The organism is Arthrobacter sp. 10L430 (assembly GCF_056395245.1).
Genome location: NZ_JBFTJD010000002.1, coordinates 42,710 through 61,768 on the forward strand (window position 1 = coordinate 42,710; position 19,059 = coordinate 61,768).

Below are 19,059 nucleotides of genomic sequence, written 5' to 3' on the forward strand. Positions count from 1 at the left end.
TGTTAGATCTCCATCCCGAAGTGCTCGCTGAAACGTACATCGCCTTCGATCATGTCGCGCATGTCGCCGACCTCGTTGCGGAACATGAGGGTGCGCTCGATGCCCATGCCGAAGGCAAATCCTGAATAGGTGTCGGGGTCGATGCCGGCAGCCCGGAGAACATGGGGGTTGACCATGCCGCAGCCGCCCCATTCGATCCAGCGCGGACCGCCCTTGGCGCCCGGGTGCCAGATGTCCAGCTCGGCGGACGGCTCGGTGAACGGGAAGTAGTTGGGGCGCAGCCGGATTTGGGCCTCGTCACCGAACATCTGCCGGGCGAAGTGCTCCAGCGTTCCGCGAAGGTCCGCCATGCTGAGCTTCTTGTCGATGGCCAGGCCTTCGAACTGGTGGAACACCGGCGTGTGCGTGGCGTCCAGTTCGTCGGTGCGGAACACCTTGCCGGGGCACAGCACGTAGATGGGAACCTCGCGTTCCAGCATGGAGCGGACCTGCACCGGGGAGGTGTGGGTGCGCATGAGGAGGTGGGCTTCCGGGGGTTCCACGAAGAAGGTGTCCTGCATTTCGCGGGCCGGGTGGTCCGGCTTGAAGTTCAGTGCGTCGAAGTTGAACCATTCGGATTCGACTTCCGGGCCTTCGGCGATTTCCCAGCCCATGCCCACGAAGATGTCTGCCACGCGGTCCTGCAGCGTGGAGAGCGGGTGGCGCGCCCCGGCACGGCGGCGTCGCGGAGCAGCGGTGACATCCACGGTTTCCTCAACCAGGATGCGGGCGTCGTTCTCGGCTTCGAGCTCGACGGTGCGGTCGGCGAGCGCCTTGTTGACGCGTCCGCGGGAAGAGCCCATGAGCTTGCCGGCGACAGCCTTCTGGTCTTTGGGAAGGCGCCCGATCTCACGGTTGGCCAGGCTCAGCTGCGATTTCTCGCCGGTGTGGGCCAAACGGACAGCCTTGAGTTCATCGAGCGTGGAGGCACCGGCAATCGCGGCGATTGCCTGGTCGACGGCGGCGGTGATGGCGGCTTCATCCAGAGGGTTCGGGGCGGCAGCGCCCGGCAAAGTTTCAGTCATCTACTGTTCTTAGCTACGAGTCGGGTGATGCCAATGGCCGGTGCTGCTGTGCCGGTTCCCCGGCAGCGCGTCCGTCACTGGCATGTCATTGGATGGAGTCATCCAATGACATCATCCAAAGACAAGGGCAGGCTCGCCGGAGGTTGGCCGGCAGGCACTGTTCCCAGTCTAATTGACGGGGCCCGGGTGCCCGAACGGCAGGGCGCACGTGGACGCAGTGTGCAGCGGATATGGCTGCCGCTACCATGGCAGGATGACCCCCGCAGAGCGGTTGCGCCAGCTTGCCAACGTGCTCAACGCCTCCACAACCCTGGGACTCCTGCTGGCCAGACTGGCAGGCACCGAAACGGTTGGCGGCCCCCGCGGTCTGGTGATTGCCACCGGCTACCGCTGGCGTCTTCCCTTCGCGCAGGCCTTCACGGTCGGCAACGTGGTCATCTTCCGGGCCGGAGCGGAGGAAGCCCTGGCCAATCCCGTGCTGCTGGGACACGAGGAACGGCACAGCAGCCAATACGCCTGCCTGGGCCTGCCGTTCCTGCCGCTGTACTTCATCGCCGCGGGGTGGTCCCGGCTGCGGACAGGCAACCCGGGGTCCGCCAACGTCTTTGAACGCCTGGCGGGCCTGGAAGCAGGCGGATATGCGGAGACCGGAAAACGCGGAACGGGCAAAGCTTCCCCCGAACGGAATCGAGGCGTGACATGACGGAAATTCCGAGGACCATCTCGGTGACCGGGGCCGGAACCGCGGAAGCCGTGCCGGACCTGCTGACCGTTTCCCTTGGCGTGGAGTGCCGCCGGGAGGACGTGGGGGCCGCCTATGCCGCGGCGGTGCGGGCTGCCGCCGGTATCTCCGCCGTGCTGCGGGAACACGGTGTGGGTGAACAGGACATGAGCACTTCAGGCCTGAACGTCCGCGCCGATGTTGTCTGGAAGGAAGGTCAGGGCCAGATAGTCACGGGCTATGTGGCGTCCAGCGTCCTCGCCGTCCGGCTGCGGGACGTCGCAGGCTCTTCGGAAGTCATCGCCGGGGCGGTGGCTGCAGGCGGAAACGATGTCAGGCTGAACGGACTGGATCTCGGTTTTGCCGATCCCGCCGCCGTGATGGCACGGGCTCGGGAGGCCGCCTGGCAGGATGCCCTCGCCACGGCCACGCAGTTCGCTGCACTGGCCGGCACCGAACTGGGCCCGGTGGCCTCGGTTACCCAGCAGCCCGGCGCCGCCGTGCCCATTCCGGTAGCGAAAATGCAGCGGGCCGTATCCGCTGATGCCGTGGGGATCGAAGCCGGCCAGTCGAGCGTCTCCGCGACCGTAGGCGTCGTCTGGGAACTCCGCGCAACCGGCTAGTGGACGGTCCCGGCTAGTGGACGGTACCAGCGGACAGTTTGAGGTGCGCCGTGGTCGCCAGTGCAGTGCGGACGACGGCGGCGATCGCCTCGGCCATCAACGTCACGGGCAGAGAGGGGGCTGCGCTCCCCTCCGGCAGCTGCCCGGGCTCGAACGGGACATGGACGAACCCGCCCCGCACATCCGCCCGGGACGCGAGCTCGTGCATCAGGGTGTAGAAGATGTGGTTGCAGACATATGTCCCTGCCGTCTGCGAGATCTCTGCGGGGATGCCGGCCAGAGTCACGGCACGGAGGGCTGCCTTCACCGGCAGTGAGCTGAAGTACGCGGCCGGCCCGCCCTGCACCACTTCGCTGTCCAGCGGCTGGTTCCCGGCATTGTCGGGAATCGGGGCGTCATCGCAGTTGATGGCGACTCGCTCCAGCGACACGCGGTCACGGCCTCCCGCCTGACCGATGCACACCACGAGTTCCGGCTCCAGTTCGTTCAGGGCATCGCGGAGAACGGCGCCGGCTGCACCGAAGATGCAGGGCAGTTCAACCGCCCTGACGGCCAGGCCTTCGCTGCGGAGCAGTTCCCGCGCGTGGAGGGCTGCTGCCCATGACGGGTTGGAAGACTGGCCGCCAAACGGTTCAAATCCGGAGAGGAGGATCATGAAGCAAGCCTAGCGGCCGGGCGAAACACCGACGCCGGGCCTTGACATTGATTAGAACATACCTTCGAATGGAGATCATGAGATGGGACGCACAAGCACTTAATCCGGCACCTGGAGAGCAAGGCGCAAACAGCGTAACCGCGGCCGCCCCAGCCGCAGTGCCGCTGCTGCCCCTGGCCGGGCTTGTGCGTTCCGTCTCCACCCCTGAATTTGCCGGGGTCACCTTCCACGAGGTCACCGCCAAATCGGTGCTCAACAAGGTGGCTGCCGGTTCACGGATGCCCTTTGAGTGGACCGTCAATCCCTACCGCGGCTGCAGCCACGCGTGCGTCTACTGCTTCGCCCGCAAGAGCCACACCTATCTTGACTTCGATGCCGGGCTCGACTTCGACAGCCAGGTGGTGGTGAAAATTAACGCCGCCGACGTCCTGCGCAAGGAGTTGGCCAAGCCGTCCTGGGGGCGCCAGCAGGTTGCGCTCGGCACCAATACCGATCCCTACCAGCGTGCCGAAGGCCGTTACCGGCTGATGCCCGGAATCATCAGCGCGCTGGCGGACTCGGGCACACCCCTGTCCATCCTCACCAAAGGGACCCTACTTGCCAGGGACATCCCCCTGCTGAAACATGCCGCCACGCAGGTCCCCGTGGGGATCGGGATCTCGCTCGCCATGACGGATGAACAGCTTTCCGAGGCCGTTGAGCCCGGAACGCCCGGTCCGCGGGCGCGGCTCAAGCTCATTTCAAGGCTGCGCGAAGCCGGGCTCCCCTGCGGAGTCATGGCCATGCCCATCCTGCCCTGGCTGTCGGACAGCGACGAAGCGCTGGACTCACTTTTCAGCTCGCTGGCCGCTGCCGGAGCCACCGGAGTCACTGCCGGGGCGCTTTACCTCAAGCCCGGCACCCGCGAATGGTTCATGCAATGGATCGCCGCCCGGCACCCGGAACTTGCCGGACGGTACCGCAGGCTTTACGGCACGGGCTCGTACGCTTCCAAGGAATACCGGACCTGGCTCACCGGCAGAATTCGCTTCTTCAAGGCGCGGCACGGTTTTTCGGGCTCACAGGGGTTCAGCCACCGCGACGTCGATGACCCCCGCGGGGAGGAAGCGGCGTACCCGGAGGGCAGCCTGCCCGCGGCGCGTGCCGGCCACCCCAGCGGAGCGGCGGCCGCACCACAGCCGACACTTTTCTGAACGCCCTCTGACAGAGCAGACTGATTTGGCACCTTCCTACCCGGCGTGACTCTTACGCGCGGGGGGCGGCCCCCGCAGGCAGCGGCGCGCCCAGCGCGGTCAGCAGTGCCCTGACAATCGGAAGGTCGGCGGGGATCCAGGGAAGGTCGAGAGCTTCGTCACGGTCCTGAATGCTGACCCACCGGAGTTCATCGTGGTCCTCGAGGGGCCGGGGGTCGCCGTCGGCTACCTCGGCGAACCATACGCGCATCGACGCGCGTTCATTGAGGGGCCAGCCTGAGCTCTCCGGTGCTTCCAATTCGGCGCCGAGGATGACTGCGATCCCGAGTTCCTCCCGCAACTCCCGGTGCAGGGCGTCTTCAGGGGCCTCGCCCGCCTCCACCTTGCCGCCGGGGAATTCCCACATGCCGGCGAACTGCGGCGGTGCCGTGCGCCGGGCCACGAGCAGCCGCGCGGGCTCAGCCAGCGAATCGAGCACGGCGCCGCCCACAACGTTGATCAGCTCAGTGTTGATCAGTTCAGTGTTGATCAGTTCAGTCACCGCCCCAGTCTATGGGGCAGAATGGGTAGGGCCCCCCAGCGCGGGAAACCCGATCCCGTGTATCTGCAAGGAATACCCTTCAGCCCCGCGGCGTTCTATAAATCAGATTTAACTGGCCCTGGTGTCCATCAGCCCCAGAGGCCGTCTCCACCCTTCCGCTCCGAAAAGCAGGCCCATGACTTCTACTGTTCAAGCCCCCGGCACTTCCAAAGCCGCCAGCACCCACCTCGGACTCGCGATCCTGGCCCTGGCCATGGGCGGCTTCGGTATCGGCGTCACCGAATTTGCCATGATGGGGCTCCTCAAAGAGGTGGAGCTTGGACTCAACATCAGCACCCCCGAGGCGGGCCACCTGATCTCCGCCTATGCTCTTGGCGTTGTCATCGGCGCTCCGGTGCTGGCCGCCGTCGGAGCGAAGCTGCCACGCAAGTACCTTGCCCTCGGCCTCATGCTGTTCTTCAGCATCGCCAATCTGACCTCTTACGTCGCACCCGACTACGGGAGCATGCTGGTTTCGCGGTTCGCCGCCGGACTGCCGCACGGGGCTTTCTTCGGAGTGGCAGCGGTCATCGCAGCCTCCCTCGTGGCGCCGACGAAGCGGGGGTGGGCCATTTCCATGGTCATGGCCGGCCTGACGGTTTCCAATGTCATCGGCGTACCCTTCGCCACGTGGCTCGGCCAGACTTTCGGCTGGCGGCTGCTCTTTGTCTTGGTCGGCGCGCTCGGTCTGGTGACCCTGGCCCTCATCTGGAGGTTCGTCCCGTTCCAGAAGGCGCACGCCGACGCGAGCATCCGGCGTGAACTCGGCGCACTAAAGCGCGCACAGGTCTGGCTTGCGATCATGATTGGAATCGTTGGGTTCGGCGGCTTCTTCGCAACGTACACCTACATCGCTCACACCATGACGTCGGTCGCCGGCATCCCATCTGCATGGCTTCCCCTGGTGGTGGCCCTTTATGGGCTTGGGATGGTTGCCGGCAACATCGTGGGCGGCAGGATCGCGGACAAGTCCGTAATGGGAACCATTTACCGCGTCCTGCCCGCCATCGCCGTTGCGCTGGTGGTGTACGCCATCGCCGTTCACTGGTCCTGGTCCGCGTTCGTCATGGTCTTCGTCGTCGGGGCGGCCGGTTCAATGCTGGTTCCGGCGCTGCAGACGCGTTTGCTGGACGCATCTCCGGATGCGCCGTCGCTGGCCTCCTCGCTCAACCACGCGGCACTGAACGTGGCCAACGCCCTGGGCGCCTTCCTCGGTGGACTGGTCATCGCCTGGGGCTGGGGCTACGTGGCCCCCGCCCTGGTGGGTGCGGTACTGGCGGTTCTGGGCCTGGGCGTCGCCGTCCTCAGCGGCATGCTGGAACGCAAGAGACCGCTGGCACCGTAACCCTCAAGTCACGGCGAACCCTCAGGTCACAGCGCCAGCGGCCCCGGCTGTCCGGGGCCGGTCAGGCCCCCTGCTCCCCCGCGAACGCCTGCCCGCTGGGTACGTCAGCACGGTGCACGTCAGGTTCGAGATAGATGACCCGGGCAATCGGCACTGCGGTGCGGATCCTGTCCTCCGCGGCGTCGATAAGCCGGGCAATTTCCAGTCCGGAATCGGCCGCGCCGATGGTGATCTTGGCAGCCACCAGGAGCTCTTCCGGCCCAAGGTGCATGGTCTTCAGATGGATGATTCCGGTACCGTCCGACTCAATGGCGTCCCTGATCTTGGCAACATCTGCCTTGGTGGCCGATTCCCCCAGGAGCAGCGATTTGGTCTCCACGGCGAGGACGACGGCGATCGCCACGAGCAGCAGGCCGATCATCCCTGTTCCCAGCGCGTCCCAGATGCCGTCTCCTGTCAGCAAGGTGAGTCCCACACCGAGCAGTGCGAACACGAGCCCCAGCAGGGCCCCGAAGTCCTCCAGGAGGATGACCGGAAGTTCCGGCTGCTTGGCGTTCCGGATGAACTTTGCCCAGCTCTGCTGGCCCCGAACGTGGTTCGACTCGATGATGGCGGTCCTGAAGCTAAAGGACTCCGCGACAATGGCACCTACCAGTACGGCCAGCGGTACCCACCAGAAGTCACCCTCAATGGCGTGCGGGTCCTGGATCTTTTCCCAGGCCTCAAACAGCGCGAACAAACCGCCCACGCTGAACAGCACAATTGAGACGATAAAGGCGTAAATGTAGCGTTCGCGGCCATAGCCGAACGGGTGCTCCGGGCTTGCCTCCTTCTGTGCGCGCTTTCCGCCTACCAGCAGGAGCAGCTGGTTGCCGGAGTCAGCCACCGAGTGGATGGCTTCGGCAAGCATCGAGGAAGACATCGTCAGCAGGAAGGCGACGAACTTCATTACAGCGATGGTCAGGTTTGCGGCCAGAGCCGCGACGATCGCCTTGGTACCGCCATTTGCAGCCAAGGGAGCTTCACCTCTTCAAGTGGGAATTACAACGAATTGGATACAGCCGCGAACCGCGGCCGTCTAGTAAATACCGTACCTGCACGGTCCACGGCGGTGCACCAGCCGTGGCGGGTTCACGCCACGGAAACCCCGAAACTAAGCGTGCTGACAAATAAACGCGGGCTGTGTTAGCTTGAAGCCATATCGGGACTGATAAGAATCGATCCCGACGAATATGAAGGAGGAGACAATGGGTTTTCTTGCTTGGATTATTCTCGGCCTGATCGTAGGCGCAATTGTGAAAGCCGTCATGCCCGGTAGGGTCGGCGGTGGCTGGGTCACCAGCCTGGTTCTGGGCGTCGTTGGCGCCATCGTTGGCGGCTGGATCGGCAGCCTTCTGTTCGGCAAGGGTGACCTGGCTTTCTTCGACCTCGGCACCTGGATCCTCGCCATTATCGGCGGCCTGGTCGTCGCCGGCGTCTACGGGGCAATCACCGGACGCAGCAACCGGACCACGCGAGCCCCTTAAAAGGCCCGCCTCGACGCGGACCTGCTGAAAAACTAAATGCGGGGACCCACCATCTGGTGGGCCCCCGCTTTTTTCATGCCGACTTTTACGAGCTCCTAGGCCGGTTGCTGCGCCCTCGCACTGGCGTAGAGACAGACGGTGGCGGCCGTGCCCAGGTTCAGGCTCTCGGCGGCGCCGTACACGGGAACTGCCACCCGGTGGTCCGCCAGGGCCAGCTCCTTCTCAGACAGTCCCTGCGCCTCGTTTCCGAACAGCCAGGCAGTGGGACTTTCAAGGGCATAAGCCGACCCGGCGGTAGATCCACCGAGCCGCCGCGCCGCACTCTCGTCCTGGAGACGGTCCAGATTAAGCTTGCCGTAGCCATCGGCCGCCAGCACCCCGATGCCCCGGGCCCTGCACTGGGCCGCCAGGTCTTCGACGTCGGCGCCGAGGACCACCGGCAGGTGGAACAGCGATCCTGCCGTCGAGCGCACGGCCTTCGGGTTGTAAATGTCCACGCTGGAGCCTGTCAGCACCACAGCATCCGCGCCCGCGGCATCGGCAGCGCGCAGAACGGTGCCGGCGTTGCCGGGGTCCCGCACCTGGCACAGCACGGCTATCAGCCTCGGCCGGGCGTCCAGCGCATCTGCGAGCGGAACGTCGACGAAATCGCAGACAGCGATGATTCCCTGCGGGCTCACGGTATCTGCCATGGCGGCAAGAACGTCGTCCGTTGCCAGCCGGGCGCTGGTTCCGGCAGCCAGTTCCTCGAACTCCGGGTAACGGTCCAGGCATGCCTCGCTGGCGAATACTTCGCTCACGATGCCCGGCTCCCCCGCGTCCGTCCTCTTGCGGTGCAGGACCAGCGCCTCACGGACAGCCTGGGGTCCCTCTGCCAGGAACTGCCGGCGCTTTAAACGGGCCGGGCGCCCTGCAAGCTTTGCCACATCCCTGACCCGATCAGCTCGGGGGTTGGAGAGTGGAAAGTCTTGCGGGCGCCCGGTTTCGTTCATATAAGAACCTTAGTTGCTGTCGCAGCAGGTTCTCGAACTACCAGAACGGGGGAACTACTCGGCGGCCGGCTTCTCTGCAGCAGGCTTCTTGGCGGCGGGCTTCCTGGTGGCCTTGGCCTTCGGAGCCGGTGCGGCTTCAGCCGAGACGGCGGGAGCGGAGGTGTCGGCAGGCAGCGAGTCCTTGGCGACCTGGACCAGCGCAGCGAAGGCGTTGGCGTCGGAAACGGCAAGCTCGGCCAGCATGCGGCGGTCGACCTCGACCTCAGCGGCCTTCAGGCCCTGGATCAGACGGTTGTAGGTCAGGCCGTTGGCGCGGGATGCAGCGTTGATGCGCTGGATCCAAAGACGGCGGAAGTCGCCCTTCTTCTTCTTGCGGTCGCCGTAGCTGTACACAAACGAGTGCAGCAGCTGCTCTTTGGCCTTGCGGTACAGGCGTGAACGCTGTCCACGGTAGCCCTTTGCGCGTTCGAGGATAACCCGGCGCTTCTTGTGGGCGTTTACCGCCCTCTTCACACGTGCCACGTGCGTACTCCTTCAGAATTCTTATCCCAAGCGTCTACTGCCGGTAACCCGGCCGGCCTGAGAAGGCTTATTTAGTTGACTGGTGCCAGGTGGCAATCAGCCAGAGAGCTTGGAAATTAGATGCCGAGCATCTTCCGGATGACCTTGGCGTCGCCCTTGAAGACGATCTTGTCGCCGGCGAGGCGACGGGTCAGCCTGGAGGACTTGTGCTCGAGGTAGTGGCGGCGGTTGGCCTGCTGGCGGCGCAGCTTGCCGCTGCCGGTCAGCTTGAAGCGCTTCTTAGCACCACTGTGGGTCTTCATCTTCGGCATGGGAACCGATCTCCTAACGTATCCGCAGACTAGATGTCTGCAGTCTTTCGTGCAGCCGCCCCTGCGGGCGGCATGCTGGTTGCTGACTGCCTGAAGGCGGTACCTTCCGCAGCTGTGAACTAGGTGGTCTTCTTGCCTGCCGGCTTCGGCGTGGCCCGGGGTGCTGCAGGTCGCGCAGCGGGCTTCGGCGCAGCAGGCCTGGCCACCGGCTTCGGTGGAGCAGGAACAGCCGCAGGCTTGGGCGCGGCCGGGGCCGCGGCCTCGGAAACCTTCGCCGCGGCGGGTGCCGCAGCCTTCGGTGCCGGCGCCTTCGCCGGTGCAGCCTTGGGCGCTTCGGCCTTGGGTGCCTCGCGCTTCGGCTCGGCAGCCTTGGGAGCTTCGACCTTGGGTGCCTCGCGCTTCGGCTCGGCAGCCTTGGGCGCTTCCTGCTTCGGAGCTTCCTGCTTGGGAGCTTCCGCGGCAGGCGCTTCGGCAGCCGGAGTCTGTGTGGTCGGCGCTTCGACGGCGGCTTCCGGAGCAGCGGCTGCTGCCGGGGCTTCCGGTGCAGCTTCAGTGTTGACCTGGAAGCCTTCCGGGAGCAGGTCCGCGAGTGACTGCGTCAGTGGTACCTGGTCATCGCCCGAGACGTCGATACGGCCGGATGCCTTGGCTTCATTCTGGGCCTTGGCTTCGGCGCGCTGGGTGGCGCGGCGGGCTTCGGCCTTGGCCTCAGCCTTGTTCTTCAGCGGGCCGATCACCATGACCATGTTGCGGCCATCGATGCGCGGGCTCGACTCCACCACACCAACTTCGTTGACGTCTTCGGCGAAACGCTGGAGCAGGCGCAGGCCCATTTCAGGGCGCTGCTGTTCGCGGCCGCGGAACTGGATCATGGCCTTGACCTTGTCCCCGGCTCCGAGGAAGCGCAGGGCGTGGCCGCGCTTGGTCTCGTAGTCATGGGTGTCGATCTTCAGGCGGAACCGGATTTCCTTAAGAACCGTATTGGTCTGGTTCTTGCGGGCCTCACGGGCCTTGACGGCGGCCTCGTACTTGTACTTGCCGAAGTCCATCAGCTTGCACACCGGAGGCTTGGCCTGAGGTGCAACTTCAACGAGATCAAGATCGGACTCGGCAGCCAGGCGAAGAGCATCCTCAATACGGACGATTCCCACCTGTTCGCCGGCAGGGCCGACCAGCCGCACCTCAGGGACGCGGATACGCTCATTGATTCTTGGCTCGCTAATGTTAAAGCTCCTGTGTTTGTGGTGAGTATTCCACCGGCAAATAGAGAAGGCCCCCAATTGCCGGAGCAATCAGAGGCCTCGAGGATCGGATGCGCAGGCCCGTGGGCTGCGCACGCTTCGACAGGACTGTGCCCGCCGGAAGCGCCCGACCATTACCCGGCAACCTTGCTTACCTCTGGAATCCGAGGAAAAACGGCCGACGCGGGTGGGAGAGAACTCCGCTTGCAAACTGAATATCAATTCTACAGAAAACTACCCGCTCCCCGCACATTGCGGAAGTGGGTCTCATCCACAGCAAAATAACGACATCCAGTCGGTCTGTGACAAGCTTACCAGTATGAGCACTCCAGACAGTAATTCACACGTTTACCAGGCCCCCGGCGAGCAGGCTGATGTCTCACAGCAGATCCGGGACATCTCTGAGGTTCCCGCCATCGAGGTCATCACCACAGCCGCCGTGCACCTTATGAGTGCCGCAGCCGTGAAGCTCGGCCTGGCAGCCGAAGAAAACGCCGAAGAGCTCAAGGACCTGGACGAGGCCCGGAAGCTCATCACTGCCCTCGCCGGACTCGTGACGGCGGCCGCACCGGAGATCGGCTCCCAGCACGCCGGGCCGTTGCGCGACGGACTGCGTTCACTGCAGCTTGCCTTCCGGGAAGAGTCGATCATTCCCGATCCCCCGGGCAAGGGTCCTGGCGAAAAGTACACCGGCGCGGTGAACTGACGCCCGGCATCCAGCTTTAGCCGCCGCGTGGCTGCGCGGACATGTCGCGGCCCACAGGAAAGTAACGACGACGGCGGGCCGACCTTTGAAGGTCGGCCCGCCGTCGTTTTGTCTTAAGTCGTAGGTCCTACGCCCTCGCAGCCCGCCGGCGTCGGCGCTGCTGCAGGGCGATGCCGGCTGCGCAGAGCACGACGCCGGCCACGCCCACGGAGACGAAACCCCCGGACGGGCCGACGCCGTCGATAAACACCCCGGCCAGGGGCGCACCGAGTGCCACGCCGGCGGTCAGCGCCGAGCCGTACCAGCCCATCGCCTCGCCCCGCCGGGCCTCGTCCACGAGGTCCGCCACCTTCTCCGACGCCGCCGACAGTACCGGGGCGCACAACAGACCAGGCAGCAGCGACAGCAGGCTCAGGGTCAGCGTGTCGGTGGCGAACCCCATCGGAATGGTCAGCGCCGCCATGCCCAGCAGCAGAAGGAACGGCGAAACCGGGCGGTGCATGGCGCCATAGATGACGCCGCCCACGACCGACGCCGCGCACCAGAAGAGGAAAACGATCCCGATTTCGCCCTGGTGCCCGCCGGTCTCCAAAGCCGCCACGATCCCCACATCGGTGCCGCTGAGCACCATTCCCGCCCCGGCTGCGACGGTAAACACCGCCGCAACAGCCACGGTGAACCACCTGAAATTGTGGGCGACCTTGTGCCTGAGGCCGGCACGCCGTCTGTTGCCTGCAGCTGCCGGGCCGAGCTCCGCGGCCGCCTCGTGGACGTGGGCAGGGGCGGCGGCCACCACCGCCACCTCGGCAGCCTCCTGCTGCTCCGCCTCGCATGCCTCATCGCGGGCTGCGCTGCGGGTGGGCGGGTTGAACCACATGAGAAACAGCCCGGCCAGCGAGGTGGAGACACCGACGATCGTCAGGCCGAGGACCGAATGGCCGCTCGTGGCCACAATCGCTCCGGCAGCGGGCCCGATCATGAAGACCACCTCGGTGGTGATGGCGTCGAGGGCGAAGGCGGTCCTGCGCTGGTCGCCGTCGGCAAGCACGCCCAGCGATTGGCGCACCACGCTGAAGATGGGCAGAGTCAACAGCCCTCCCACAAAGACCAGCGGCAGCAGCCACTGATAGGACACGTGCGGCACGACGGACCAGATGACGGTCTCGGAAACCACCGACGGGATGAGGGCTGTCCGGAGTCCCGCGGTGTCCACCCGGCGGCCGCGCCACGGGGCGCCCACCGCAATGCCGATGGTCATGACGGCTGCTGCTGTGCCCGCAGCTGCATACCCCTGTCCCAGGGTCAGCACGATGTGCAGGGTCAGCAGCACGCCTGCGGCCGAATGGGGTATGCGGGCAATCATGCCGACCACCAGGAGCCGGCGAATGGGCCTGATGGCCAGCAGCTCCCGGTACAGGGTGAAATTCACGGGTGGGTCCTTCGTTCCGCCGCCGGGCAGCATAGGGACGGACCACCGATGGACCGCCGTTTACTCCGCGGCGCGCCTTAGCTTGACTTCGATTGAGTCAACACGCTCACCAAACAATACATTCCGGCTCCACTCATTCTGGAGCCCTGCAACGAGCGACTGGACGCCGGCCGCATCCAGTCCGCCCGCCAGGTAAAGCACCACGCGCAGCTCGGGCCCCGGACCGCCGCCCGAAACGGGGCGGCCGGAGGCAGTCGACGTTGCCACGCCGCCCCCGGGAAGAACCTCCAGGCGGCGGACAGCCGGCAAGTCTGCCGCCGCAGAACCCAGCATGTCCGCCAGTTCAGCATCGCGGTACGCGGGAATCCACTTCTGTTGCCGGGCCAGGGACCAGACCGCGGGGCGCCTCACCACGAACGTCACTTCCGAGCCCGGGTCCACGACCAGCAGCTCCGCGCCCTCGGCCACGGCCGACAGCGCTGCCCTCGCTGCGTAGACCGCGACGGGCCTCGCCTCGGGGTGCCATGCGGCCAGCGCTGCCGACGAGCTGAATACCGGCATGGCCAGCCGCCCGTCCGGCGCCTTCAGCGTCACGAGTGCCATGTCCGCCTGTTTGTCGGCGTGCAGCCCGCCCGCGCCTTCGGCCTCTTCGGCCAGCTGGGCCACGACCGGAACGAAAACGCGTGCGGTCGCCAGCGATGCAACAACGGCTGCTTCGTCGCCTTCACCGCTGAGGAGCTGATCAACTGCGGCGAGATAGCCACTGTCCGGCGAGCCGTCGTCGTCCTCAAAGTTGTGGATGGCGGCGTTTTCGCCGGCGAGGCTCCGCCCGGCCCAGGGCTGGCCGGCCGAATCGGTGGCACCGCCGGCGCCTGCAAGCGCAGCTTCGATGTGTCCCGGAAGCCGGCGGGGCTGCGGCTGGTCCGCCCCCGATCCGCCCATACCTCCGGAAGTCAGCCCGTGCCCGGCCATGGCGGCAGCCTAGCGCCGGCCGGCGACGTCGAGGGCCTCCGGCAGGGTGAAGGCCCCTGCGTAGAGGGCCTTGCCGACGATTGCGCCCTCGACGCCCAGCGGCACCAGAGAGCGCAGGACCTTCAGGTCATCCAGGCTGGAGATACCGCCGGAAGCCACCACGGGCTTGCCCGTCTTCTCCACCATCTGCCGCAGCAGCTCAACGTTGGGGCCCTGCAGGGTGCCGTCCTTGGTCACGTCGGTGACGACGTAACGGGCACAGCCGGCTTCCTCTAGACGGCCCAGCACGTCCCAGAGGTCCCCGCCTTCCTTAGTCCAGCCGCGGCCGGCAAGCGTAGTCCCCCGGACGTCGAGCCCGACGGCGATCCGGTCGCCGAAGCGCCCGATGGCCCGCGCGGTCCAGTCGGGATTCTCCAGCGCTGCGGTACCGAGGTTAACCCGGGCCACTCCCAGGTCCAGGGCCTTTTCCAGCGACTCGTCGTCGCGCAGGCCGCCGGAGAGTTCCACCTTGATATCCAGCCGGCCCACCACTTCGCGCAGGAGTTCGGCGTTGGACCCGCGGCCGAACGCTGCGTCCAAGTCCACGAGATGCACCCATTCGGCGCCCTGCTGCTGCCAGTTGAGGGCGGCTTCCAGCGGCGTGCCGTAGCTTGTCTCGCTGCCGGCCTCGCCCTGGACCAGGCGCACAGCCTGGCCGTTCACGACGTCCACTGCAGGAAGCAGTTCCAGTGCCGGCAGATCGGTTTGGCTGATCATCTCGGGTCCTCAGTTCTCGTGTAGCGCAGTTTCCGGAATGGCGCGGTTTTAGGCAGCGCCTGGGGAGTTTTGGTAGGTGCGGCAAGCACCTGGTTTCAGGCCCCTGGCAAAGTGAGCAGGTAGGCGGCCAGGAGCGACATTCCTGCCAGCACGTAGAACCCGACCTGCGTCCAGAGCGGCTTCTTCTGCTGCCTGAAGGACAGCGCGCCGCCGACCAGAAGGCCGGCAAGGCCCATCAGGACGATGGACCACATCTAGGCGTCCGCAGCAGGCGCCGCGTCCACTGCCGCACTTGCCTCCGTTGTCGCACTTGCCTCCGCTGTCGCGGTGCGGCCGTGCGGGCCGCGGAGGCCGTTCACCCAGTTCCGCAGGAGCCGGGCGCCGGCGTCCCCCGATTTTTCCGGGTGGAACTGGGTAGCGCAGAGCGGCCCGTTTTCCACGGCGGCGATGAAGGGTCCGCCGTGCTCGGACCAGGTGACGAGGGGTGCTGCCATACGCGGCTGGACAACGTCGAATTCCCAGTTCTGCACGCCGTAGGAGTGCACGAAATAAAAGCGTTCATTTTCCACGCCCTCGAAGAGCCTGGAGCCTTCCGGGACCTTGACGGTGTTCCATCCCATGTGCGGAACGACGTCCGCCGGAAGGAGTTCCACCTTGCCGGGCCACTCCCCCATGCCTTCAGCTTCGGTCCCGTGTTCCACTCCGGCTTCGAAAAGCACCTGAAGTCCCACGCAGATGCCGAGGACGGGCCGGCCGCCGGCAACGCGGCGTCCGATCATCCTGATGGCGTCCACGGATTTCAGTTCGCGCATCACGGTTTCAAAGGCGCCGACCCCAGGAACGAGCAGTCCGTCGGCATTGAGGACGTCCTCCGGCTTGGAACTCAGGATGACTTCGGCGCCCGCACGCTCCAGCGCACGGACGGCGGAGCGGATATTGCCCGAACCGTAGTCGAGCACTGTCACGGTGGGTTTGCCCTCCGGCGACGGGGGCTTGACGGTGGCCGAGGGGTCGATGATCGCACCTTCCCGCAACACTTTGCCGGTCACAGTGCTCCCTTGGTGGACGGAATGCCTTCGACGCGGGGGTCGGGTTCTACGGCAGCGCGCAGCGCACGGGCGAAGGCCTTGAACTGGGCTTCGACGATGTGGTGCGGGTCGCGACCGGCGATGACGTTCATGTGCAGGCAGATGCCGGCGTGCAGTGTGATGGCCTCGAACACGTGGCGGGTCAGCGAACCGGTGAAGTGGCCGCCGATCAGGTGATACTCCTGGCCCGCGGGCTCCCCGCCATGGACCAGGTAAGGCCGGCCGGAGACATCGACGACGGCGTGGGCAAGCGCTTCGTCCAGCGGCACGGTGGCTTCCCCGAAGCGGCGGATACCGGCCTTGTTGCCGAGAGCGGTCCGCAGCACTTCGCCGAAGGTGATGGCCACATCCTCAACTGTGTGGTGGACATCGATGTGGATGTCGCCGGTTGCCTTCACGGTCATGTCAATGAGGGAGTGCTTGCACAGCGCAGTCAGCATGTGGTCGTAGAACGGGACCGACGTGCTGATGTCCGACACGCCGGTGCCGTCGAGGTTGATCTCCACCAGAACGGAAGATTCGCTTGTGGCACGCTCGAGACGTGCGGTCCGGGCCCCGGCAGCCTTGATTCCGGTGTCGCTCATAGTGATAGATGTCCTTTGACGAAGGAGGGTGCAGACATTGCTGGGTCTACCCTCAAGTTTAGGCCGGAAGAGCAGCCTGCCCGGCCAGGATGTTCTCCAGTGCCTCGAGGAAGGCTGTGGTTTCGGTCTCAGTGCCGGCAGTGACCCGCAAGTGACCGGGGATGCCGACGTCCCTGACCAGCACGCCGGAGTCCAGCAATGCCTGCCAGACCTCGTGCGGGTTGTCGAGGCCCCCGAAGAACACGTAGTTGGAGTCCGATGCGGCAGGCCGCAGGCCCATCCTGATGAGTTCGGCGACAATCCGGTCGCGCTGCTGCTTGATGTCCTCGACGTCGGCCATCAGTGCCTCACGGTGGTGGAGGGCCGCCAGGGCCGTGGCCTGCGTGATGGCGGACAGGTGGTACGGCAGGCGAACAAGGCGCAGCGCGTCCGTTACCTCAGGTGCCGCTGCCATGTATCCGAGCCGGGCGCCCGCAAGGGCAAACGCCTTGCTCATGGTCCGGGAGACGATGAGACGTTCGCGTCCCGGCAGCAAGCAGAGGGCGCTGGGTGTGCCGTCGTGGGCGAACTCGTGGTAGGCCTCATCGACGATCACGACGGTCTGGCTGGCTTCGCCAGCCTCGTAAACGGCTTCCACGACATCCAGGCCCAGGCCAGTTCCGGTGGGGTTATTGGGCGAGCAGAGGAAGACGACGTTCGGCTGCAGCTCGCGGACTTGGCGGGCGGCGGACTCGGCGCTCAAGCCGTAGTCGTCCGCGCGCTGGCCGACGATATATTCGGTGTCCGTTCCGCTGGCCAGCAGTGGGTACATGGAGTACGTGGGCGGGAAACCCAGAGCCTTGCGGCCGGGGCCTCCGAATGCCTGGAGAATCTGCTGGAGGACTTCGTTGGAGCCATTGGCTGCCCAGATGTTTTCGGCGCCGAGTCCGTGGCCGAGGTACTCCGCCAGCGCTTCCCTGAGTCCGGTGAATTCGCGGTCAGGGTACCGGTTGAGGCCTGCAGCCGCCTCTGTCACAGCCTCGGCAATTGCCGCCCTGACATCGGCGGGGACCCCATGGGTGTTCTCGTTGACGTTGAGCAGGATGGGTACGTCCAGCTGCGGCGCTCCGTAGGGGGTCAGCCCCCGCAGATTATTCCGCAGGGGCAGTCGGTTCAGTCGCTCAAGCTGGTCACTCACTTGGACAGTTTAAGTGCCGGAGGCGGTGACCGGGAAACTGTGACGTATCAGGCCCGGTGAATCTGCCCTTACTTGGACGGTACAAACAGCTGCTGCCCCGGCATGACCTTGCCGTTATCGAGGTCGTTCAGCTGGACGATGTCCGCGATGACATCGCGCGGATCCCTGGTGGGGTCGACTGTCCCGGCGATGGCCCACAGTGATTCCCCCGGCTGCACGGTCACGGAAACCGTCTCCGTCACGGAGAGTCCGCTGGCGGTGTCGGCGGCCTTGGCCGGCGAGTTCAGCAAACCGGTGAGCGACAGGAGCAGTGCCGCCAGGAGAACCAGAGGCAATCCGATGAGGACGATCCGGCCCCGGCGAGTAAGCCGAAGCCGCGGCGGCCTGCCTGGCTGCATGCCGAAAGCACCCTGCGCACCCTGCTGACGTGAATGGTTGACTGCTGTTGAAGCTGACATGAACTGAGCCCTCCTGGACCACTCTGTGCTGCCCGGTGTGCCCGGTCCGCCCGGCATCCGCCGGAATATTCGAAGAAACCGGCCTGCTCCGCAGCTGAACTAGAACACATGTTCGAACTTTGCTTCTTCAGTTTTAGCACTTATCAACGAACAAAGTCGAGACTCGCTAGAACAAATGTTTGAAAAAGCCGTGTGGCTGGCCTACGTTTGAAATCAAAGAACAACCACTTCTGCAGTTGATCAGCAGGGTCTGACATTTTCAGGCCGGAAGTTCCCGGCAACTGCAGCCACGGAGGCCGGGTGGAACGAAAGGCGTTGGCGAACATGGCAGCACAAGCCTCCGACGGCAAGGCTACCCAGCGCAGCCAGCGGTCTCAGCGGACACCCAAAGGACTGACCATCCGCCAGAAAAGGATCCTGGAAACCATCCAGCGGTCGGTCAACGACAACGGGTACCCGCCCTCCATGAGGGAAATCGGCGACACCGTTGGCCTGGCCAGCCTGTCCAGCGTCACCCACCAGCTCTCACAGTTGGAGAAGCTCGGCTACCTGCGGCGTGATCCCAAACGCCCCCGGGCCATGGAAGTCCTCATGCCCCTCACCCTGGACGCCGGCTTGTCCAAGGCCTCCGGTGCCGAAGGTGACGCCAAGCCGCACAGCGCGCGAAGCGCGTCAGTCACCGAGCTGCCCAGCGCAACAGACACGGCCATGGTGCCGCTGGTCGGCCGCATCGCGGCCGGCGGCCCCATCCTCGCCGACCAAGTGGTTGAGGAACTCATGCCCCTGCCACGCCAGCTCGTTGGCCACGGCGAACTGTTCATGCTCAAGGTTGCGGGCGACTCCATGGTGGACGCTGCGATCTGTGACGGCGACTGGGTAGTTGTCAGGCGGCAAAGTGACGCCGTCAACGGCGATATCGTGGCGGCGCTGCTCGACGACGAAGCAACCGTTAAGACCTTCCGGCAACGGGACGGCCACACCTGGCTGCTGCCGCAGAACACCCAGTACGAGCCCATCCTTGGGGACCACGCCGTGGTCATGGGCAAAGTGGTGTCGGTGCTGCGTTCGCTCTAGGACTTCGTGCGTTCACTCTAGGTCGTCGTGCGTTCGCTCTAG

The 19,059-nt window shown here is 65.4% G+C and carries 23 protein-coding genes; 7 read left to right on the forward strand and 16 right to left on the reverse strand.

Features of this window, described 5'->3' with window-relative positions:
* Positions 1 to 2: 2 nt before the first annotated feature.
* Positions 3 to 1,064 (reverse strand): phenylalanine--tRNA ligase subunit alpha, encoded by a 1,062-nt coding sequence (gene pheS, locus AC1DDG_RS02380; RefSeq protein ID WP_230117604.1) that lies wholly within the window; start codon positions 1,062 to 1,064, stop codon positions 3 to 5.
* Between the two features lie 253 nt (positions 1,065 to 1,317).
* Between pheS and AC1DDG_RS02385 the strand changes: the two genes are divergently transcribed.
* On the forward strand, positions 1,318 to 1,767 hold the full coding sequence (locus AC1DDG_RS02385; protein ID WP_476874812.1) for an eCIS core domain-containing protein: 450 nt from the start codon (positions 1,318 to 1,320) through the stop codon (positions 1,765 to 1,767).
* A complete protein-coding gene (locus AC1DDG_RS02390) occupies positions 1,764 to 2,408 on the forward strand; it encodes an SIMPL domain-containing protein (protein WP_476874813.1) in 645 nt (214 codons plus the stop codon). Before AC1DDG_RS02385 ends, AC1DDG_RS02390 begins: the two co-directional genes overlap by 4 nt.
* A 13-nt stretch (positions 2,409 to 2,421) precedes the next feature.
* Here AC1DDG_RS02390 and pcp read toward each other — a convergent pair whose 3' ends face one another.
* Entirely contained in the window at positions 2,422 to 3,063 is a 642-nt protein-coding gene (pcp, locus tag AC1DDG_RS02395) for a pyroglutamyl-peptidase I (protein ID WP_476874814.1), read from the reverse strand.
* 77 nt (positions 3,064 to 3,140) lie between these two features.
* Here pcp and AC1DDG_RS02400 point away from each other — a divergent pair, with 77 nt between their 5' ends.
* Complete coding sequence (locus tag AC1DDG_RS02400; protein WP_476875007.1) at positions 3,141 to 4,256, forward strand: Rv2578c family radical SAM protein; 1,116 nt, start codon at positions 3,141 to 3,143, stop codon at positions 4,254 to 4,256.
* 52 nt (positions 4,257 to 4,308) lie between these two features.
* On the opposite strand, the gene AC1DDG_RS02405 is transcribed toward AC1DDG_RS02400, so the two are convergent.
* The gene (locus tag AC1DDG_RS02405) at positions 4,309 to 4,788 is read right to left on the reverse strand and encodes a (deoxy)nucleoside triphosphate pyrophosphohydrolase (RefSeq protein ID WP_476875008.1); all 480 of its coding nucleotides are present in this window, start codon (positions 4,786 to 4,788) and stop codon (positions 4,309 to 4,311) included.
* 184 nt (positions 4,789 to 4,972) lie between these two features.
* Here AC1DDG_RS02405 and AC1DDG_RS02410 point away from each other — a divergent pair, with 184 nt between their 5' ends.
* Positions 4,973 to 6,181 carry an MFS transporter gene (locus AC1DDG_RS02410; protein ID WP_476874815.1) on the forward strand — a complete coding sequence of 403 codons (1,209 nt, stop codon included), beginning with the start codon at positions 4,973 to 4,975 and terminating at the stop codon, positions 6,179 to 6,181.
* A gap of 61 nt (positions 6,182 to 6,242) precedes the next feature.
* On the opposite strand, the gene AC1DDG_RS02415 is transcribed toward AC1DDG_RS02410, so the two are convergent.
* Positions 6,243 to 7,196, reverse strand: a complete 954-nt coding sequence (locus AC1DDG_RS02415; RefSeq protein WP_230117599.1) for a cation diffusion facilitator family transporter — start codon at positions 7,194 to 7,196, stop codon at positions 6,243 to 6,245.
* 232 nt (positions 7,197 to 7,428) lie between these two features.
* Between AC1DDG_RS02415 and AC1DDG_RS02420 the strand changes: the two genes are divergently transcribed.
* Entirely contained in the window at positions 7,429 to 7,707 is a 279-nt protein-coding gene (locus AC1DDG_RS02420) for a GlsB/YeaQ/YmgE family stress response membrane protein (RefSeq protein WP_230117598.1), read from the forward strand.
* Positions 7,708 to 7,802: 95 nt separating this feature from the next.
* Here the strand turns inward: AC1DDG_RS02420 and AC1DDG_RS02425 are convergent, their stop codons facing one another.
* The 4 genes from AC1DDG_RS02425 to infC form a co-directional block, all read right to left on the reverse strand.
* Positions 7,803 to 8,699 carry a TrmH family RNA methyltransferase gene (locus AC1DDG_RS02425; RefSeq protein ID WP_230117597.1) on the reverse strand — a complete coding sequence of 299 codons (897 nt, stop codon included), beginning with the start codon at positions 8,697 to 8,699 and terminating at the stop codon, positions 7,803 to 7,805.
* Positions 8,700 to 8,753: 54 nt separating this feature from the next.
* Positions 8,754 to 9,221, reverse strand: a complete 468-nt coding sequence (rplT, locus tag AC1DDG_RS02430; RefSeq protein ID WP_476874816.1) for a 50S ribosomal protein L20 — start codon at positions 9,219 to 9,221, stop codon at positions 8,754 to 8,756.
* A 116-nt stretch (positions 9,222 to 9,337) separates the two neighbouring features.
* The gene (gene rpmI, locus AC1DDG_RS02435; protein WP_009358635.1) at positions 9,338 to 9,532 is read right to left on the reverse strand and encodes a 50S ribosomal protein L35; all 195 of its coding nucleotides are present in this window, start codon (positions 9,530 to 9,532) and stop codon (positions 9,338 to 9,340) included.
* Positions 9,533 to 9,651: 119 nt separating this feature from the next.
* Positions 9,652 to 10,713, reverse strand: a complete 1,062-nt coding sequence (gene infC / locus AC1DDG_RS02440; protein ID WP_476874817.1) for a translation initiation factor IF-3 — start codon at positions 10,711 to 10,713, stop codon at positions 9,652 to 9,654.
* A gap of 379 nt (positions 10,714 to 11,092) precedes the next feature.
* Here infC and AC1DDG_RS02445 point away from each other — a divergent pair, with 379 nt between their 5' ends.
* Positions 11,093 to 11,479, forward strand: a complete 387-nt coding sequence (locus AC1DDG_RS02445; protein WP_230117594.1) for a DUF1844 domain-containing protein — start codon at positions 11,093 to 11,095, stop codon at positions 11,477 to 11,479.
* A gap of 127 nt (positions 11,480 to 11,606) precedes the next feature.
* Here the strand turns inward: AC1DDG_RS02445 and AC1DDG_RS02450 are convergent, their stop codons facing one another.
* The 8 genes from AC1DDG_RS02450 to AC1DDG_RS02485 form a co-directional block, all read right to left on the reverse strand.
* A complete protein-coding gene (locus AC1DDG_RS02450; RefSeq protein ID WP_476874818.1) occupies positions 11,607 to 12,908 on the reverse strand; it encodes an MFS transporter in 1,302 nt (433 codons plus the stop codon).
* 60 nt (positions 12,909 to 12,968) lie between these two features.
* Positions 12,969 to 13,850 (reverse strand): SseB family protein, encoded by an 882-nt coding sequence (locus tag AC1DDG_RS02455; RefSeq protein ID WP_476875009.1) that lies wholly within the window; start codon positions 13,848 to 13,850, stop codon positions 12,969 to 12,971.
* 39 nt (positions 13,851 to 13,889) lie between these two features.
* Positions 13,890 to 14,636: a bifunctional 1-(5-phosphoribosyl)-5-((5-phosphoribosylamino)methylideneamino)imidazole-4-carboxamide isomerase/phosphoribosylanthranilate isomerase PriA gene (gene priA / locus AC1DDG_RS02460; RefSeq protein WP_476874819.1), complete on the reverse strand. Its 747-nt coding sequence runs from the start codon at positions 14,634 to 14,636 to the stop codon at positions 13,890 to 13,892.
* A gap of 95 nt (positions 14,637 to 14,731) precedes the next feature.
* Complete coding sequence (locus tag AC1DDG_RS02465) at positions 14,732 to 14,890, reverse strand: hypothetical protein (RefSeq protein WP_476874820.1); 159 nt, start codon at positions 14,888 to 14,890, stop codon at positions 14,732 to 14,734.
* Complete coding sequence (gene hisH / locus AC1DDG_RS02470; RefSeq protein ID WP_476874821.1) at positions 14,891 to 15,685, reverse strand: imidazole glycerol phosphate synthase subunit HisH; 795 nt, start codon at positions 15,683 to 15,685, stop codon at positions 14,891 to 14,893. It lies immediately after the preceding gene.
* Positions 15,682 to 16,308, reverse strand: coding sequence for an imidazoleglycerol-phosphate dehydratase HisB (hisB, locus tag AC1DDG_RS02475; RefSeq protein ID WP_476874822.1), 627 nt, complete (start codon positions 16,306 to 16,308; stop codon positions 15,682 to 15,684). The genes hisH and hisB overlap by 4 nt, the downstream gene beginning before the upstream one ends.
* A 58-nt stretch (positions 16,309 to 16,366) precedes the next feature.
* On the reverse strand, positions 16,367 to 17,485 hold the full coding sequence (locus AC1DDG_RS02480) for a histidinol-phosphate transaminase (protein WP_476874823.1): 1,119 nt from the start codon (positions 17,483 to 17,485) through the stop codon (positions 16,367 to 16,369).
* Between the two features lie 68 nt (positions 17,486 to 17,553).
* A complete protein-coding gene (locus AC1DDG_RS02485; protein ID WP_476875010.1) occupies positions 17,554 to 17,883 on the reverse strand; it encodes a LysM peptidoglycan-binding domain-containing protein in 330 nt (109 codons plus the stop codon).
* A 384-nt stretch (positions 17,884 to 18,267) separates the two neighbouring features.
* Between AC1DDG_RS02485 and lexA the strand changes: the two genes are divergently transcribed.
* Positions 18,268 to 19,017 (forward strand): transcriptional repressor LexA, encoded by a 750-nt coding sequence (gene lexA, locus AC1DDG_RS02490; RefSeq protein WP_476874824.1) that lies wholly within the window; start codon positions 18,268 to 18,270, stop codon positions 19,015 to 19,017.
* The last annotated feature ends 42 nt before the right edge of the window (positions 19,018 to 19,059 follow it).

Bases quoted from the DNA above. Each gene is read 5' to 3' on its own strand.
- pcp (WP_476874814.1), bottom strand. From the start codon at position 3,063: ATGATCCTCCTCTCCGGATTTGAACCGTTTGGCGGCCAGTCTTCCAAC.
- AC1DDG_RS02410 (WP_476874815.1), top strand. From the start codon at position 4,973: ATGACTTCTACTGTTCAAGCCCCCGGCACTTCCAAAGCCGCCAGCACC.
- AC1DDG_RS02400 (WP_476875007.1), top strand. From the start codon at position 3,141: ATGAGATGGGACGCACAAGCACTTAATCCGGCACCTGGAGAGCAAGGC.
- AC1DDG_RS02455 (WP_476875009.1), bottom strand. From the start codon at position 13,850: ATGGGCGGATCGGGGGCGGACCAGCCGCAGCCCCGCCGGCTTCCGGGA.
- hisB (WP_476874822.1), bottom strand. From the start codon at position 16,308: ATGAGCGACACCGGAATCAAGGCTGCCGGGGCCCGGACCGCACGTCTC.
- AC1DDG_RS02390 (WP_476874813.1), top strand. From the start codon at position 1,764: ATGACGGAAATTCCGAGGACCATCTCGGTGACCGGGGCCGGAACCGCG.
- lexA (WP_476874824.1), top strand. From the start codon at position 18,268: ATGGCAGCACAAGCCTCCGACGGCAAGGCTACCCAGCGCAGCCAGCGG.
- AC1DDG_RS02465 (WP_476874820.1), bottom strand. From the start codon at position 14,890: ATGTGGTCCATCGTCCTGATGGGCCTTGCCGGCCTTCTGGTCGGCGGC.
- rpmI (WP_009358635.1), bottom strand. From the start codon at position 9,532: ATGCCGAAGATGAAGACCCACAGTGGTGCTAAGAAGCGCTTCAAGCTG.
- AC1DDG_RS02425 (WP_230117597.1), bottom strand. From the start codon at position 8,699: ATGAACGAAACCGGGCGCCCGCAAGACTTTCCACTCTCCAACCCCCGA.
- AC1DDG_RS02485 (WP_476875010.1), bottom strand. From the start codon at position 17,883: ATGCAGCCAGGCAGGCCGCCGCGGCTTCGGCTTACTCGCCGGGGCCGG.
- priA (WP_476874819.1), bottom strand. From the start codon at position 14,636: ATGATCAGCCAAACCGATCTGCCGGCACTGGAACTGCTTCCTGCAGTG.
- AC1DDG_RS02445 (WP_230117594.1), top strand. From the start codon at position 11,093: ATGAGCACTCCAGACAGTAATTCACACGTTTACCAGGCCCCCGGCGAG.
- pheS (WP_230117604.1), bottom strand. From the start codon at position 1,064: ATGACTGAAACTTTGCCGGGCGCTGCCGCCCCGAACCCTCTGGATGAA.
- AC1DDG_RS02420 (WP_230117598.1), top strand. From the start codon at position 7,429: ATGGGTTTTCTTGCTTGGATTATTCTCGGCCTGATCGTAGGCGCAATT.
- AC1DDG_RS02385 (WP_476874812.1), top strand. From the start codon at position 1,318: ATGACCCCCGCAGAGCGGTTGCGCCAGCTTGCCAACGTGCTCAACGCC.